Genomic DNA, 15,006 nt, shown 5'->3' on the forward strand with positions numbered 1-15,006 from the left:
AATTTTTGTTAACAGCAAAGATTTTTTCGCAAGGTCTTTTCGGTTAGTTTAACTGGCCGCTTCAATCTCCTCGCTCACCAACAACCAATTTTCTTCGCATTCCATTAGCTGTGGCTGCAGCGTGGTTTGCTCTGCCAGCAACGCTTGCAAATGCGCTTTGTTGACGTCTTCATAGATACTGACATCACTGAGCTGCGCTTCGATCTCGCTAAGTCTGCGCTGCAATTTTTCCATCTGACTTTCGAGGTTTTTTAATTTATTGGTCAACGGCTTGAGTTGCTGTCGTTGCGCCGCCGATTGCTGGCGGAGATTTTTTTTGTCTACCTTGGGCGAGTTGTCAGTGGATTTCTCCTCGCTGGGCGCCGATTGTTTTTGTTGGGCAAGCCAGCGGTAATAATCTTCCAGGTCACCATCAAATTCGCTCACGCGCCCGTCCGCCACCAATAAAAACTGATCCACGGTATTGCGCAACAAGTGACGATCGTGTGACACAACGATGACGGCGCCTTCAAATTCCTGCAAGGCCATAGTCAATGCCTGGCGCATCTCCAGATCGAGATGGTTGGTCGGTTCATCGAGCAGTAGTACGTTCGGTTTTTGCCAGGCAATGATCGCGAGTGCGAGACGCGCCTTTTCGCCGCCGGAAAAATGGGTGATGGGCTCAAAGGCGCGCTCACCATGAAAGTCAAAACTGCCGAGGAAGTCGCGCACTTCCTGTTCGCGTGCCTGGGGAGACATCCGTTGGATATGCAGCGCTGCCGAAGCCTTCACATCCAAGGCTTCCAACTGATGTTGGGCAAAATAACCCAGCTTGAAATGTTCGCCGTTGGTTCGCTCGCCGGCCAGCAGTGGCAGACTGCCAGCGAGGGTTTTGATCAAACTGGATTTTCCTGCACCGTTAGGCCCCAGTAAACCGATGCGAGTCTCCGGCACAATACTCAGTTCAACGTTGTGCAGGATGGTTTTATCGCCATAACCGATTTCACCGCGCGCAATGTGTACCAACGGCGTGGACATCTTATCGGCGCAAGTAAATTCAAAACTAAATGGAGAGTCGATGTGCGCCGGTGCAATCTTCTCCATGCGTTCCAGTTCTTTGATCCGGCTTTGGGCCTGGCGAGCCTTGGAGGCCTTGGCGCGGAAGCGGCGGATAAAATCTTCAATGTGCGCAATGCGTTCCTGCTGCTTCTCGAAACTCACTTGCTGTTGCGCCAGCTTTTCAGCGCGCTGCCGTTCAAAGGCGGAATAGTTGCCGGCATAGTTATCGAGTTTGTTGCGCTCGATGCACACCGTGCGATCAATAATATTGTCGAGAAAATCCCGGTCGTGGGAGATGATAATCAGCGTACCGGGATAACGCTGCAACCATTGCTCCAGCCACAGCGTCGCGTCCAGATCCAGGTGGTTGGTGGGCTCGTCGAGCAACAGCAGATCGGAAGGGCACATCAATGCCTGGGCAAGATTGAGACGGATGCGCCAGCCACCGGAGAAATCGCTTACCGGGCGAATGTCATCACCCGGCGCGAAGCCCAGACCACTCAATAATTGTTGCGCGCGTGCTGGCGCGGAGTACGCAAAAATCTGCTCCATCTCGCCATATAGATGTGCGAGCCGGTCGCCATCCTGGCCGGCAGCGGCAATCTCCCGTTCAAGGCGGCGCAACTCGGTGTCACCATCGAGCACATAATCCAGTGCGGACCGTTGGGTATGCCCCACCTCTTGCGCCATATGCGCGATACGCCATTGCCGGGGTACCTCGCAGCTGCCGGTGTCACTGGCAATCTTGCCCAGCAACATCTGGAAGAGAGTGGATTTACCGCTGCCATTGGCACCGATCAGGCCGATCTTCTGGCCCGGAAAAATGGTGAGGTCGGCGGATTCCAGTAAAAATTTACTGCCGCGTTGTAGTGAGATGTTTTGTAATTGAATCATGGCGCGCATTCTAGCAGACTGCTTCGCAGCCGATGTGGGTCGGTCAATGAAAATCAGGACAATTTATTGCGTAACCCGGAGCAACCGATATGACACCGCCAGCGCCATCTTTATGGGACTTTTCCCTCGCGCTTTATAGCGCGCCAGATGTAGAAAGCATCTGCTTGCGTTTGCAGGATGACTTTCAGGTCAACGTCAATATCCTGTTGTGGTGTTGCTGGCTGGAAGTGCGCAGTATTCGTCTGACCCCTATGCGCCTGGAGCAGGCCTGCCAACGTATCGATTCATGGGATCAATCTGTCGTCGCGCCTTTGCGGCATCTGCGACGAGACATCAAACAGCATTACCTTGCGAATGACCCGCAGGTTGAAGCCTGCCGCCAAGCGATCAAATCGGCGGAACTGGCAGCGGAAAAAGTGGAACTGGATTGGCTGGAAACGCTGACTGACGATTGGCTCGTGGATACGACGCCACTGCCGTTGGGGGAAAATTCATTGCGTTATCTGAACGCTCTGTGTGTGCCACAGAATTTGATCGAAGAGATGCTGGCTTATTTGGTGGGAAGAGAAATCGGAAGTGAATATTAGTACTCGCACGATGCGAGTTTGGCGTTAGGCTATTTGTTTCGAAACCCTCAATTCAGGGAAGAATTGAGGGAGCTACAGGGAAGTATGCATGCGTTTTCGTAACAAATAGCCTAATGACAAACGGATCACGAAGTGCCTTGGCCACCAGAAAACGGGTACCGAAACTCGCGTTGCTTCAATTAAAACTTATCGTCGCTTTCAAACAAGCTACCGGTTGCCGGCGTAGGTGATGTCGGTGCATCCGGTACCTGAGTCGCTTTCGGGAGTGGGTTATCGCGTGGCTCAATCATGCCGATGGTGGTATGGCTGGGAATCGGCTTTTCATGGGTGTCGGTCACAACAGTATTCACTGGTGCCGGCTCTGCCGCTTTGGGTGCTGGTGGTACTGGCTTTTTCTCAGCTTTTGGCTCCGCTTTTTTAGCGGGTTTTGCCGCTGCTTTCTTTTCAGGGGATTTCTTTTCTACCGGCTTTTCGTTAGCTGGCTGGGTAGCTGCTTTGGTTTCACTGGCCGGTTTCTCGGCGGCTGCCGGTGCCGCTTTTTTTACGGCCGGTTTTGCGGCGGTTTTCTTTGCGGGTTTTGCTTTTGGCTTAGCCTTGGCTTTGGCCGGGGCGGCTGCCGATGATGGACTGCTTACTGCAGCTGGTGATTCAGTTTTTTGAGTGGATGCCTTTTTGGCGGCTTTAGCGGGTTTCGGCGCGCTGGTCTTTGTCGTTTTCTTTGCGGCTTTGGCCGGCTTGGCTTTGCTCGGCTTGGTCGCTTTGGCAACGGCTTTGCTCATCTCGGCTGCATTTTTTTTCTCTGCGCGCAGTGCTGTGACAACCTCATGGGCAGCAACCAATGTTTTGTTTTGCTCCGCTGCATCAGCTTTCAGTTTTTGCAAACGGGCTTTGGCCGCTGCGGTCGTTGCCGCTTTGCCGCGCAGGTCGGCCAGCTTTTTGGCTGATGCTGCTGCGGATTTTTGTGCGGCAGCAAGTGCTTTTTCTGCTGCGTTGAGTTTTTGTGCCCGCGCTTTTTCGAGCTCGGCACTTACTTTGGCAATCTGCTTTTCAATGTCAGCGATCGAGACTGAGGTTGTCTTTTTGGCGGCCATGACGGTGTCCTATCGGTTTAGTGGTGGTAACAGTGAATGATGCAATCTCGTGTACAAATCCAAACGCAAACTTATGACGAATATACGGCTGAAACGGCAACTATCTTTTACATCAAGATAAGCTTCTGAACCGGCCTCATTGTAATCGTGGTTTTTAAAAAAGTGTATGTCTGCTAACGAACAAAAGTGCTGATTTTTTGTACGTGTGCGCAGAGTCGAACCGCTTGGTGCTCATCCTTCGGGAAAATAAAAGCAAATCCAAATATGAATCTCTGCTCAACGTCGATTTATCGGCGATTCGAACCAAGCGCAAAAATAACAGTCAGAGGGAACGCCGGTTCGCCTGAAGGCAAGCATAGGGACCAGCAACTTGCCCGCCGATTGCATCGCAGATTCCGCACAAAACCCGCAGAATTCAGCAAAAAAACCGCAAAAAAGGCTCACAATCTCTCCCAGTTGGTATACCATTGGCGGCTTCTCTGGCCCCTGAAGTAGTGGATTTGCCGGGTTGGATTTAATCGGTCGACCGGCCCTTATGTCCTGGCTGGATGGATTAGGAAGCAAATACATCAATAAATTTAAGGTGTCATATGATTAACAAAAAACTACTTGTGGGCTTGGTGTCTTCTGTTGTTCTTGTGGTGGGTTGTGAAAAACAGGCTGAGGAACCCAAAGCTGTTGAGTTGACCACGCTCGAACAGAAAGTGAACTACACCATTGCCCGCAATCTGGCAAATAACTTCAAGCAAAATGGTCTGGTGGTTGATCCGGACAGTTTCATGTTAGCGCTTAACGATGTGCGTGACGGTGTTGATTCCCGTCTGACCGAAGAAGAGATGCAGACTGTCATGCAGACCTTCCAGGAACAAGCCATGGCCAAGCGTGAAGAAGAGCAGAAAAAACTCGCCGACGAGAATGCTGAGAAAGGTAAGGCATTCCTTGAGGAAAACAAAGCTAAAGAAGGTGTGACCACTACTGAAAGCGGTTTGCAATATCGCGTGATCACCGAAGGTTCCGGTGTTAAACCAAAAGCAACCGATACCGTGACTGTGCACTACAGTGGCAAATTGCTGGATGGTACTGAATTCGACAGTTCCTATTCACGCAACGAACCCGCCACTTTTGATCTGAACAGTGTGATTCCAGGTTGGACTGAAGGTCTGCAATTGATGCCACAAGGTTCCAAGTGGGAATTGGTTATCCCATCTGACCTGGCATACGGCCCAGGTGCCAACGGTCCGATTCCGCCAAACTCTGTCCTGGTGTTTGAAGTGGAGCTGCTGGAAGTGAAAGCGGCTGAAGCGGAGTAAGAGCGCTACTCAGCTAATAAAAAAAACCCGCTGTGAAAGGCGGGTTTTTTTATGGGCGCCGATTCTATCGATCGGCCTCTGGTATAAAAATACTTGGCTAGCTGACCAGATCTTTGTGAGACGTGTGCAGTACCGCAATCATGCGGTCTTCGGCGCTGAAGCGCACCTCCAGGGTTTCTCCCAATTCGGAGAGGTCCGGATCGAGTGACGAGAGATCATCGGTTTCCAGATATTTATCGTTGAAATCGAGAATTTGTTCAGTGGTTTTATCGACTACAGAGAAGAGAGTGCCGGCTTCTTTTAATGCTTCGGTATCCTCGAATTGCCGACCTTCTTTCATGAGTTGATCGTAAATTTCAAAGTGGCCTGCCGAGACATAATCCACCAGAATTTGGCACAGGGTACGCAACTTCGCTCCGCGCAGGGCTTCGTTTTCAGTGGTGGCTTCAAGGCCGCTCAGTGCACAGTATTGCACGAGCATGTCTTGTCGCTCTTGCAGCCAGCGATCAATGATTACGCTGACGCCACCCCAGAGCTCTTTGGCGTTTTTACAATTGTCTAGCATGCGATATTTCCTTGAATAACCATTTTTTAAATCAGGCGAGTCAAGATAGGCTATCCCGCCGTCGACAGCAAGCCTAATCAGCCTTTCCGCCAGGTCTGAAACAGGTTGATCAATACCAGGCCGATGAACGCTACCAGTGTCCAGCCGGCGATGCTGATACCAAACAATGACCAGTCCACCTTCGCGCAATTGCCGTCGCCTTGCAGTAAAACTTCCAGTGCCTGAAGAAAAGGATACACATCGAACATATAGGATAAGCCGGGGCCACAGGCCGGCACCTGATCTTCCGGCAGGCTTTGCAGCCACAGCTGACGACTGGAGAACGCGCCGCCGGTGATTGCCGCGAGGATACCCAAAATACTGTAGACCCGTCGGCCGACGCGATCGGGATTATGCAGGAAGGCGATAAGGGCGATGAGCCCCACAAGAATCACGAAGGCGCGCTGGGTAATACATAAGGGGCAGGGTTCCAGCCCCATGACATGCTCCATATAGGCAGCGATCAACATCAAACCAACGCAACCGAGGAAGATAATTAAATTTGTCTGGCGAATACTGGGCAACATGGTGAATCCTTCGTTAAGGTTATAGAAGCAATAGTACGCAAAAAGTCTCCGGGTACGCCAGCCAAATGCCCGGCGTGCATCAATCGCACAACACATGCGATTTGCCGTGTGTAGCGAGGCGCCAAAAAGCCAGTGGTTGACCGGCCGTTTAACCAAGGGTTCAATACAGATAGTCTGGTCATCACTGTTTAGGGAGTGGTTATGAATATTGCTATGGGTTACTGGGGCAGACAAAGTTTATGGTTGGTTTTGATGGGTTGCCTGTTGAGTCCATGTATCTCTGTTGCCAGTGGCGGTGGCGGGGGAGCCAGCGGCCCCTACATTGAGCTCAAACCGGCCTTCGTGGTGAATTACGGTGGCGTGGGCAAGATCAAATATCTCAAAGCGGATATTTCATTGCGGGTGGATGATCCTGAAGCGATTGAAGCGGTCAACCACCATATGCCGCTTATCCGCAACGCGTTGGTGTTGTTATTCAGTCGTCAGACCGACGAAGCCATGGCGAGTGTCGAAGGCAAAGAAGCCATGCGACAGGATTCATTGACGGAGATTAATCGCCTGTTGGAAGAGGAAACAGGTCATCAGGCAGCCATCAAAGATGTGCTGTTCAATAATCTGGTGATGCAGAGGTAGTGGCGATAAAAAATGCCGGAAAATTCCCTGCAATCTTCCGGCATTTTTGTGCGCATTTAATCGTTCACGCAGCAGCGGTATTGCGCATAATAATTTTCGAGATAGGCTTCAAAGGGTAATTGCGGCGTAGCTTCAAGCTCCCGCTGTTCCGCCAGTGAACGTCGCGCAAGATTCTGGTAATACATTTCCTTTTCGACCTCCAGTGGTCGGCTTGCAAAATACTGTCGATGTTGCTCCGCCAGCCCCATGGTGTGGCCAAAAAAAGTTTTCTGTTCGGTGCGCATATCCTGCAGCACGCGTGCTGATGGTGTCAGCTCCGGGTGAGCCAGCTTCAGGGATTGTGCCGCGACTGCCTGCCGATATTGATCTCCCCCATTGGCTTGATCCAACAAGGCAGCACATTCGGCTGTACCGGCGAGGATCTCTTCGGCCCAACGGCGCATGCTGATGGATTCCCGATGGCGTATCAACATCAGCTCCGGATCGCGGCCGTCATAGACCACACGCTTCTGGTTATCCTGACCCTCACGATATTCTTCTGCGCCCGTGAGCGGGCTGTCGTGCAGCAGACAAAATAATAAAAATGCGTCCATCACATGCATTTGTTCAGCGGTAATACCGAGCGGTTCATAAGGATTGAGATCGATACAGCGCACTTCCACATATTCCACACCGCGCAAGCGCAGCGCCTGCAACGCTGTTTCGCCAGATTGCGCCGGATGCTTGGGACGAATACTGCTGTAAAACTCATTCTCGATTTGCAACAGGTTGGTGTTGAGCTGCTGATAATTGCCCAGTGCATCTTTCACACCGACCGCTTCATAAGCCGGATGTCGGGTGGAGATAGCACCGTAAAGTGTTTTGAGATAGCTGGGCAGATTGTTGTAACAGACAATCAAGGATTGTTGCGCATCGCTTTGATAACCGAGATCACCCATACGCAGCGAAGTGGCGTAAGGCATGTATAGTGATTTGGCCTGCGCATCGAAAGCTTGCAACTGATGCGGGCGACCTTTTACGAACGAACTGCACACCGCCGGCGACGCACCAAATAAATAAATCAGTAGCCAGAAATAGCGGCGGAAATTGCGGATCAAGGCGAAATAGCGCTGGGTTTTATAATCCTGCAACGACAATTGGTTGCCTTCTTCCTGTTGCAGTGCAAGCCAGAATTCATTGGGTAAAGAAAAGTTGTAGTGAATGCCGGCGATGGTCTGCATGGAACGACCATAACGATGCCCCAGACCGATCCGATAAATCGTCTTCATGGTGCCGCTGTTGGAACTGCCGTAACGCGCAACGGGAATCTGTTCATCCGTACCCAGCGAGCAAGGCATACTGGCGGGCCAAAGGCGTTCGCCTTGTTGGTCCAGTTGCTGGTAGGTAAAGCGGTGCACATCTTCCAGTTGTTGCAATAAATCAGCGATGCTACGGAAGGGCTCGGTGATAAATTCCAAAAGAGCTTCACTGTAATCCGTGGTGATATGCGGGTGTTTAAGCGCAGAGCCCAAGGCGAGGGGGTGATCCGTTTGTGCCAGGGTGCCATCCGGCAGCACGCGCAGGCTTTCTTTTTCCAGACCCCGCAGAATGCCGGCGAAGGTGGCGTTGTGCAGGGGTTGGGAAAATGCCTGCAATAATGGGTGGAATGATGACGCTTGCCGGGTAGTGGATGATGGGGATGGTTGCGACAAGCTGGTGTCCTCATAAATCGCTGTCACGGGCGACAGCGAGGCATTTTAAAAGCGGTGAGTTCAGGTCGCCACAATCGGTCGTCGGCACTAAACCCTTTACCTGGAGACAGCCGCCTAGAGCAGCGGCTGTTGATTGTCCCCGGTTTCTGTTTCATCGGATTCATTTGCCTGATCAGACTCGGCGTCGAGTTTGATATCGGCAGCGTCTTCGTCGTCTGCTGCAAACTCATCGACATCGACGGTTGCCTCATCGGTGACAGCTTCCTCCGCGAACAATGATGCAGACTTTGGTTGCGCATCCGGCAGTAGTTCGGGCTCAATCACCGGCAAACCTTTCTCATTGACTTTGCAGCTCACAACCCTGATGCGTTGGGTGTAGTCCTTGGAGCTGATCTCGAAGACTTGATTGACCGCCTCGTCTTTGTGCGGCGTCTTGAACAGGCCTGTGGGATCGCGGCCGTCCAGCCACTCTTTCTGGCGCCCCAGGAAAAGGTTGTCATGATTTTGCAGAATAAAAAGCTCGCTCATATCACTCATGTCTATCGCTTTACTGATGTGGAGTTGGTTGCAGGTCGCGTACCCGGTTCCGAATCTGGCGGGATTGTTCAGTTTTCCGGGGATTCGTGCAAGCCCTATTTATAGGGATGAATGGATGAACAACAAGGGCACCTGCAGAAGACGTGAATACCAGCCTTGATTTGATCTGTGGCTAGCTTTGATAAAGGCGTATGATGTGTAAGCGCGGCCTTCCGGGACGCGTCCCCCAGTGGTGGGCTATGCTTTCCTGATAGATGACATTCTTCGAGTTCACCCAGGCCGCCTGCCATCCGGAATAGCAACAACCGTAACGGAAACCTGATCCATGACTCTCACAGAGCTGCGTTATATCGTCACCCTCGCGCAGGAGCAGCACTTCGGCCGTGCTGCGGATCGCTGTCATGTCAGCCAGCCTACCCTGAGTATTGCCGTCAAGAAGTTGGAAGATGAACTGGGCGTAGCCCTGTTTGAGCGGACCAAAACCCGCGTGCAACCCACGCCGCTTGGCGAACAGATTGTGGCCCAGGCCCATCGCGTGCTGGAACAAACTGCCGCAATCAAAGACATTGCCGATGCCGGTAAAGACCAACTGAGCAGCCCACTGGCGGTGGGCGCAATCTTTACCATTGGTCCCTACCTGTTACCGCAATTTATTCCCCATTTGCAAAAGCTCGCCAGCCGTATGCCCTTATATGTTGAAGAGGGCTACACCGCGACCCTGGGCAAGAAATTGCGCAATGGCGAGCTGGATGTGATTATCGTGGCGCTGCCTTTTACCGAGCCGGATGTGGTTACCCAACCCTTGTTTGACGAATCCTTCGTGGTGTTGATGCCCCACAATCATCCGCTGGCTAATAGGGATGCTATCGACCCTCGCGATCTCGATGATCAGGATGTCTTGTTGTTGGGTGAAGGGCATTGTTTCCGCGATCAGGTGCTGGCGACCTGTCCGCACCTGCAATCCACCGAAGAACGCGCGTCCCAGCGTATCCACACGGCCGCCGAAGGCAGCACCCTTGAGACACTGCGCCACATGGTGGCTTCAGGTCTGGGGATAACCATTCTGCCCCTGTCTGCTGCGCAAACCTCGTTATATGCCCCTAATCTGCTGGTGACCCGCCCGTTTACCGAGCCGGCTCCCAAACGCACCCTGGCGCTCGCCTGGCGCGCCAGTTTTCCGCGTCACAAGGCAATTGATGTGTTGCGCAAGGCAATCCAGGTGTCCAGTGAAGCCTATTGGAATTACAGTACCCAGCGTGAACCTGGGGCATCAGGGTTGATGGTGGAAAATAATCAGTGGTAGTCCACCCGCTAACAGATACAGAACGCATGTTATGAAACCCATAAAAAAAATTGTTGTTGTCGGCGGTGGCTCATCCGGTTGGATCGCCGCATCCATGTTGTCATTTCATTTAAAGAATGACCTGTGCCAGATTGAGTTGGTGGAGTCCACCGAGATAGGCACTATCGGTATCGGGGAATCCACCGTGCCGCCGTTTGTGGGATTGATCCAACGCCTGGGTATTGATGAACAGGATTTTGTGCGCGAGACCCAGGCTACCTATAAGCTCGGAATCAAGTTTGTTGACTGGCACCAACGCAACGAAAACTATTTCCATCCCTTCGGTGTTATCGGGAAAAAAATCGGTAATCACGATTTTTACCAATGCTGGCTCAAGGCGCGTATGCAGGGTGAAGCCTCATCTTTGCAGGATTTTTCGCCATGTAATGTCATGGCGGAAAACGGCCGCTTCTTCCTGCCCAATAAAGCACAGAATACCCCGATCGGCGGTGCCAATTACGCATTGCATGTGGATGCCAGGCTGGTTGCCCAGTACCTGCGTCGTTACGCCGAAGCCCGGGGTGTAAGACGCACCGAAGGTGTCGTCCAGCAGGTTTCCCAGCGTGATAACGGCTTTATCGATAAAGTCGTCTTGACCGATGGCCGGGAGATTCAGGGGGATTTCTTTATCGACTGCACCGGCTTTAAAGCCTTGCTGATTGATAAAACGCTGGGGGTGGATGTCGAGGATTGGTCTAACTTCCTGCCCTGTGATCGCGCCATCGCCATCAAGACCGAACAGACGGAACCTACCTTGCCCTATACGCTGGCCACCGCGCGCAAGGCTGGTTGGACTTGGCGGATTCCCCTACAGCATCGCATCGGCCACGGCTATGTGTATGCCAGCCGCTTTTGTAGCGACGCAGATGCCAAATCAACCCTGATGCGTGCCATCGACAGTCCCATGGTGGAAGAGCCCCGGGTGATTCCCTTTGTCACCGGACGGCGTCGGGAGATGTGGAAACACAATTGCCTGTCTCTCGGCCTGGCGTCGGGTTTTATAGAGCCGCTTGAATCCACGGCGATTCATCTGATTGCGCGGGGTATGGATTTCTTCCTGCGTTATTTCCCCGATCAGGATTGTGAACCCGGATTAATCCGCGAGTACAACCGGCGCATGGCTGGTGATTACGAAGAAGTGCGCGATTTTATTGTGCTGCATTACTGCACAACCCAACGGCAGGACACGCCATTCTGGCGCTGGTGCCAACACATGCCGCTGCCAGACTCTCTCAATGAGCGGATTGAATTATTCCGTGGCCACGGCGCGTTGCGCGAAGGGGTGGATGAGTTATTTCGCAGTGCCAGTTGGCAATCGGTATTTGAGGGCATGGGTATTCGCCCGCGCAAACATTGCCCGCGCGTGGATAACGTGGATTTTGCGCAGATCGGCGAAACCCTGACACGCGCCAGGGCGGCGATTCACGGCATGGTCAAAACCCTGCCGACCCACGATGAATTTTTACGGCATCAGCTCAAGCTGGAGCCTTGATTCGCGCGATCACGTGTCGCTCAGATCAAGGCGCCACAGCCAGATACTGGCCATTCAATAAGTAATCGCTGCTGATCACCGCCACGCTGTGTGACGGATAAACTTCCCGCAATTCAATGCGGGCCTGACGATCCACCAGGCGTGTGTCGTAAAGCTGGTATTCGCCGTTGATGGGTTGCACCACCAGTTGATACAACGCCAGCGTATCACCCGCACGCAAGCCATTGTTGGCGCCACTGTGTAACAGAATCTGTTGCTCGCTCGGCCGACTCTCTACCCGTGTGATATAGGGCTGGCATTGAATGGCCGCAGCCAATTCGTCACCGGCTTTGCTGACCAGACCGCTGACCTGCTCGCCGTAATCGCTTTCCCAGAATAATGCTGAACCGAAATCCACATCCCGGCGACTGCTGATTCCCCAAATACCAACGGTATCGTAGCGCTTCTGAAACAATACCTGACCGGTAAAACCGTCGCGCAGGTTGAGGTGAAAACTGAAGTGGCGGTCCCGTTTATCAAAGCGGGTCTTGAAACCGAAGGTATCGTGAACACCGTTGACGAAACGGGTATACAGCCCCGGTGCATAGGTCGCACCGGGATGGGCCATGGACATATCCAGGATTTCCCCGGTCACCACGAATTGGGTGCGATGGGTGCGGGCGAGCTGCTGAACCTGGTTTGTTACGCGCAAGCCGTTGGCATCACCGGGTGTGGCAAGGCCTTGCGGAAGTTGCACCGGCGTCAGGACGGCGTGCCTGGTTTGCAACTGCTGACTTAGCAGTGAGGGCAAGCCTTCCTCCACCTGATGCAGTCCGCCGGCTTTGGATGAGTCTGCTTCTGTGCGCGTAAAACGCGTTATGGCGATGGCTTTGTGATAGGGACTTTCCGCCGCGTGGGCGCACTGATTGCGGCGACCGGGATGCTCGGCGTCCTCGCTATAGCGGGTACTGGAATTAGAAACAATAAACGCTGTCGGATGGGAGCGATTGCCGAGGGATTCTGCATCCGGTTTGACCGCGATATCCTTGGGCAGTGGAAAATCCCGGGCTGGTTCGTGTGATTCGGGCAGCAGTGGCTCAGCAGTCGAAGATACTTCTGCAACTGCTGTTTCTGCGATTAGAGATTCTGTGGTTAAAGATTCTGTAGTTAAAGATTCAGTCGTTACAAGCGGTTCTGTAGCGAAGACAGAGTCTGCGCTCAACACCGGGTTTTCTGTTGCCGTGAGATCCTCAACCGAAAGTGGTTCCTCGGCCAGCACACTCAGGCTGCTGAACAACAAGGTGGCAACCAGCAGTCTGGTCAGACGGCAGCAAATAAGACATGCACGCATGAGAATTCCTCGCCCGGTGATGTTGGCGGCATAAGCAAAATGTTTTAGGGTGACGTGGACAACAAGAAAGTTTGCCCTTTCACAGCTTGTCGGCACCGGGCGTAATATCTTTAAAAACAACGGAGAATAATCCTGATGACCCGTCAGTTCTGCCGCTCAGCCATACTGGCTGTTCTGGTTCTTAGCCTGTCAGCACTGTTAGCCGGATGCGGTACACCGGGCCGGAGTTACGCCAAGACCGGCATGCAGGAAACCCTGGAGATCGACATCCTGCGCAATAACAGCAAGATGTTTGTCTACCGGCTCAAATGGCCCGATGATGCTATTCCCAACCATATTCGCGTTGCGCGGCACAGTGGGCCCGAGCAACCGAGGAATGTCGGAGGGGTGGATGTCAACCGCTACACCTATGAGCGCTTGCAGCAAAATGCAGCCTACGTGGTCAAGCATATGAATTATTGTCGCGACGGTTATATCGAACTGGACCGCAGCATTTCGCGCTACCACTTGTGGTTAAAAGGTGAATGTAAGGAAAGCGCGAACGCGGCCGATCGGCAACAATTTGCGGGTCAGGAAATATTGGCGGTCAATCCCGATATCTGACCATGTTGAGCGAGCGGATATCATCAGGTGCCCGCTCGCGAGTCACCGACGCTTTCCGCTATAATCGCCCACCTTTTTCTTGCCCCTGTTCCCTTTTCTCTTACCTCTGGATTGCTCATGTCCCTGCCTGTTCTGATTCTCAAATCCCAAGCCGACCGCCGCCTGAAACTGGGCCACCTCTGGATCTACAGCAATGAAGTGGATGTGGAACGTTCGCCGTTGAAAACCTTTGAGCCGGGACAGCAGGCGCTGGTTACCAGCCACAGCGGTAAACCGCTCGGCATCGCACTGATGAATCCCAATGCACTGATTTGCGGGCGCCTGATCAGTCGCAATGAAAAATATCCGCTTAACAAATCGCTGTTGGTACATCGCATCAATCAATCCCTTGCCCTACGCGAACTGACCTTCGACCAGCCTTATTACCGCCTGATTTTCGGCGATGCCGATTTGCTGCCGGGTTTGGTGGTGGATCGTTTTGGCGATTATCTGGTGGTACAGATTGCCAGCGCCGGCATGGAGGTGGTGAAGGACGAAATTGTCGAAGCCTTGGTACAAACACTCAAACCCAAGGGCATTTTGTTGAGCAACGATCACAGCGCGCGTGCACTGGAAGCTCTGCCGGAATATGTTGAAGTGGCCTATGGCGATGTGCCGGAGCAGGTGGAACTGATTGAAAACGGTACGCGCTTTCTCGCACCCGTACGTGGCGGTCAGAAAACCGGCTGGTTCTACGATCACCGCGTGAATCGCGCGCAGTTGCAGGCATATGTGAAGGGCAAGCGCGTGCTGGATGTGTTTTCTTATATTGGTGGCTGGGGCGTGCAGGCAGCCCAGGCTGGCGCTCGTGAAGTCGTGTGTGTGGATGCTTCGGAAGCGGCGTTGGATGGTGTCGAACGCAATGCGGTATTAAATGGGGTGAGCGAGCGCGTCAGTACTATTCAGGGTAAGGCGATAGAGGTGATGAAGCACCTGATCGCCCAGGACGAACACTTCGATGTAGTCGTGCTCGATCCGCCGGCCTTTATCAAACGCCGCAAAGATCAGAAATCCGGTGAGGCGGCTTATCGTCACGTCAACGAATTGGGGATGCGCTTGTTAGGTCGCGATGGGCTGCTGGTGTCGGCATCCTGCTCCATGCACCTGCAGCGCGATACCCTGCTGGATATTGTGCGTGGCGCGGGTCGCCATCTGGATCGTCATGCGCAAATTATCGGACAGGGTGGCCAAGGGCCGGATCATCCAGTTCACCCGGCAATTCCTGAGACTGATTATCTGAAAGCCGTCTTCGCGCGAATCTACCTTCCTTGATAGATACTGGGGCCCG

At 53.0% G+C, this 15,006-nt stretch carries 14 protein-coding genes; 7 read left to right on the plus strand and 7 right to left on the minus strand.

The annotated features are described in order from the left end of the window. Positions 1–48 precede the first annotated feature (48 nt). Positions 49–1,932 (minus strand): ATP-binding cassette domain-containing protein, encoded by a 1,884-nt coding sequence (locus CBR65_RS15995; protein ID WP_087469115.1) that lies wholly within the window; start codon positions 1,930–1,932, stop codon positions 49–51. 89 nt (positions 1,933–2,021) lie between these two features. Between CBR65_RS15995 and CBR65_RS16000 the strand changes: the two genes are divergently transcribed. Continuing rightward, positions 2,022–2,519, plus strand: a complete 498-nt coding sequence (locus tag CBR65_RS16000; RefSeq protein ID WP_087467782.1) for a TIGR02444 family protein — start codon at positions 2,022–2,024, stop codon at positions 2,517–2,519. Positions 2,520–2,698: 179 nt separating this feature from the next. Here CBR65_RS16000 and CBR65_RS16005 read toward each other — a convergent pair whose 3' ends face one another. Continuing rightward, positions 2,699–3,610 carry a hypothetical protein gene (locus tag CBR65_RS16005; RefSeq protein ID WP_087467783.1) on the minus strand — a complete coding sequence of 304 codons (912 nt, stop codon included), beginning with the start codon at positions 3,608–3,610 and terminating at the stop codon, positions 2,699–2,701. A gap of 590 nt (positions 3,611–4,200) precedes the next feature. On the opposite strand from CBR65_RS16005, the gene CBR65_RS16010 reads away from it, so the two are divergent. Beyond that, on the plus strand, positions 4,201–4,920 hold the full coding sequence (locus CBR65_RS16010; protein ID WP_087467784.1) for an FKBP-type peptidyl-prolyl cis-trans isomerase: 720 nt from the start codon (positions 4,201–4,203) through the stop codon (positions 4,918–4,920). Positions 4,921–5,017: 97 nt separating this feature from the next. On the opposite strand, the gene rsd is transcribed toward CBR65_RS16010, so the two are convergent. After that, entirely contained in the window at positions 5,018–5,485 is a 468-nt protein-coding gene (gene rsd / locus CBR65_RS16015; protein WP_087467785.1) for a sigma D regulator, read from the minus strand. 77 nt (positions 5,486–5,562) lie between these two features. Continuing rightward, the gene (locus tag CBR65_RS16020) at positions 5,563–6,051 is read right to left on the minus strand and encodes a disulfide bond formation protein B (protein WP_087467786.1); all 489 of its coding nucleotides are present in this window, start codon (positions 6,049–6,051) and stop codon (positions 5,563–5,565) included. Positions 6,052–6,252: 201 nt separating this feature from the next. Between CBR65_RS16020 and CBR65_RS16025 the strand changes: the two genes are divergently transcribed. After that, positions 6,253–6,684: a flagellar basal body-associated FliL family protein gene (locus CBR65_RS16025; RefSeq protein ID WP_087467787.1), complete on the plus strand. Its 432-nt coding sequence runs from the start codon at positions 6,253–6,255 to the stop codon at positions 6,682–6,684. 56 nt (positions 6,685–6,740) lie between these two features. On the opposite strand, the gene gshA is transcribed toward CBR65_RS16025, so the two are convergent. After that, positions 6,741–8,375 (minus strand): glutamate--cysteine ligase, encoded by a 1,635-nt coding sequence (gene gshA / locus CBR65_RS16030; RefSeq protein WP_087469116.1) that lies wholly within the window; start codon positions 8,373–8,375, stop codon positions 6,741–6,743. A gap of 114 nt (positions 8,376–8,489) precedes the next feature. Continuing rightward, positions 8,490–8,912, minus strand: coding sequence for a hypothetical protein (locus tag CBR65_RS16035; protein WP_198300764.1), 423 nt, complete (start codon positions 8,910–8,912; stop codon positions 8,490–8,492). Between the two features lie 325 nt (positions 8,913–9,237). Between CBR65_RS16035 and CBR65_RS16040 the strand changes: the two genes are divergently transcribed. Next, positions 9,238–10,215, plus strand: coding sequence for a hydrogen peroxide-inducible genes activator (locus tag CBR65_RS16040; protein WP_087467788.1), 978 nt, complete (start codon positions 9,238–9,240; stop codon positions 10,213–10,215). 31 nt (positions 10,216–10,246) lie between these two features. Then, the gene (locus tag CBR65_RS16045) at positions 10,247–11,746 is read left to right on the plus strand and encodes a tryptophan halogenase family protein (protein WP_087467789.1); all 1,500 of its coding nucleotides are present in this window, start codon (positions 10,247–10,249) and stop codon (positions 11,744–11,746) included. A gap of 25 nt (positions 11,747–11,771) precedes the next feature. Here the strand turns inward: CBR65_RS16045 and CBR65_RS16050 are convergent, their stop codons facing one another. Continuing rightward, positions 11,772–13,076, minus strand: coding sequence for a flagella assembly protein FlgT middle domain-containing protein (locus CBR65_RS16050; RefSeq protein ID WP_087467790.1), 1,305 nt, complete (start codon positions 13,074–13,076; stop codon positions 11,772–11,774). Between the two features lie 135 nt (positions 13,077–13,211). On the opposite strand from CBR65_RS16050, the gene CBR65_RS16055 reads away from it, so the two are divergent. Together CBR65_RS16055 and CBR65_RS16060 are read left to right on the plus strand one after the other, a co-directional pair. Then, positions 13,212–13,679 (plus strand): hypothetical protein, encoded by a 468-nt coding sequence (locus CBR65_RS16055; protein ID WP_087467791.1) that lies wholly within the window; start codon positions 13,212–13,214, stop codon positions 13,677–13,679. Positions 13,680–13,796: 117 nt separating this feature from the next. Beyond that, complete coding sequence (locus tag CBR65_RS16060) at positions 13,797–14,990, plus strand: class I SAM-dependent rRNA methyltransferase (protein ID WP_087467792.1); 1,194 nt, start codon at positions 13,797–13,799, stop codon at positions 14,988–14,990. Positions 14,991–15,006: the final 16 nt, after the last annotated feature.

This window comes from Cellvibrio sp. PSBB006, assembly GCF_002162135.1.
Lineage (GTDB): Bacteria > Pseudomonadota > Gammaproteobacteria > Pseudomonadales > Cellvibrionaceae > Cellvibrio.

Coding starts and splice junctions, on each gene's coding strand:
- CBR65_RS16060 (WP_087467792.1), top strand. CDS start 13,797: ATGTCCCTGCCTGTTCTGATTCTCAAATCCCAAGCCGACCGCCGCCTG.
- CBR65_RS16000 (WP_087467782.1), top strand. CDS start 2,022: ATGACACCGCCAGCGCCATCTTTATGGGACTTTTCCCTCGCGCTTTAT.
- rsd (WP_087467785.1), bottom strand. CDS start 5,485: ATGCTAGACAATTGTAAAAACGCCAAAGAGCTCTGGGGTGGCGTCAGC.
- CBR65_RS16005 (WP_087467783.1), bottom strand. CDS start 3,610: ATGGCCGCCAAAAAGACAACCTCAGTCTCGATCGCTGACATTGAAAAG.
- CBR65_RS15995 (WP_087469115.1), bottom strand. CDS start 1,932: ATGATTCAATTACAAAACATCTCACTACAACGCGGCAGTAAATTTTTA.
- CBR65_RS16050 (WP_087467790.1), bottom strand. CDS start 13,076: ATGCGTGCATGTCTTATTTGCTGCCGTCTGACCAGACTGCTGGTTGCC.
- CBR65_RS16035 (WP_198300764.1), bottom strand. CDS start 8,912: ATGAGTGATATGAGCGAGCTTTTTATTCTGCAAAATCATGACAACCTT.
- CBR65_RS16010 (WP_087467784.1), top strand. CDS start 4,201: ATGATTAACAAAAAACTACTTGTGGGCTTGGTGTCTTCTGTTGTTCTT.
- CBR65_RS16020 (WP_087467786.1), bottom strand. CDS start 6,051: ATGTTGCCCAGTATTCGCCAGACAAATTTAATTATCTTCCTCGGTTGC.
- CBR65_RS16045 (WP_087467789.1), top strand. CDS start 10,247: ATGAAACCCATAAAAAAAATTGTTGTTGTCGGCGGTGGCTCATCCGGT.
- CBR65_RS16055 (WP_087467791.1), top strand. CDS start 13,212: ATGACCCGTCAGTTCTGCCGCTCAGCCATACTGGCTGTTCTGGTTCTT.
- CBR65_RS16040 (WP_087467788.1), top strand. CDS start 9,238: ATGACTCTCACAGAGCTGCGTTATATCGTCACCCTCGCGCAGGAGCAG.
- CBR65_RS16025 (WP_087467787.1), top strand. CDS start 6,253: ATGAATATTGCTATGGGTTACTGGGGCAGACAAAGTTTATGGTTGGTT.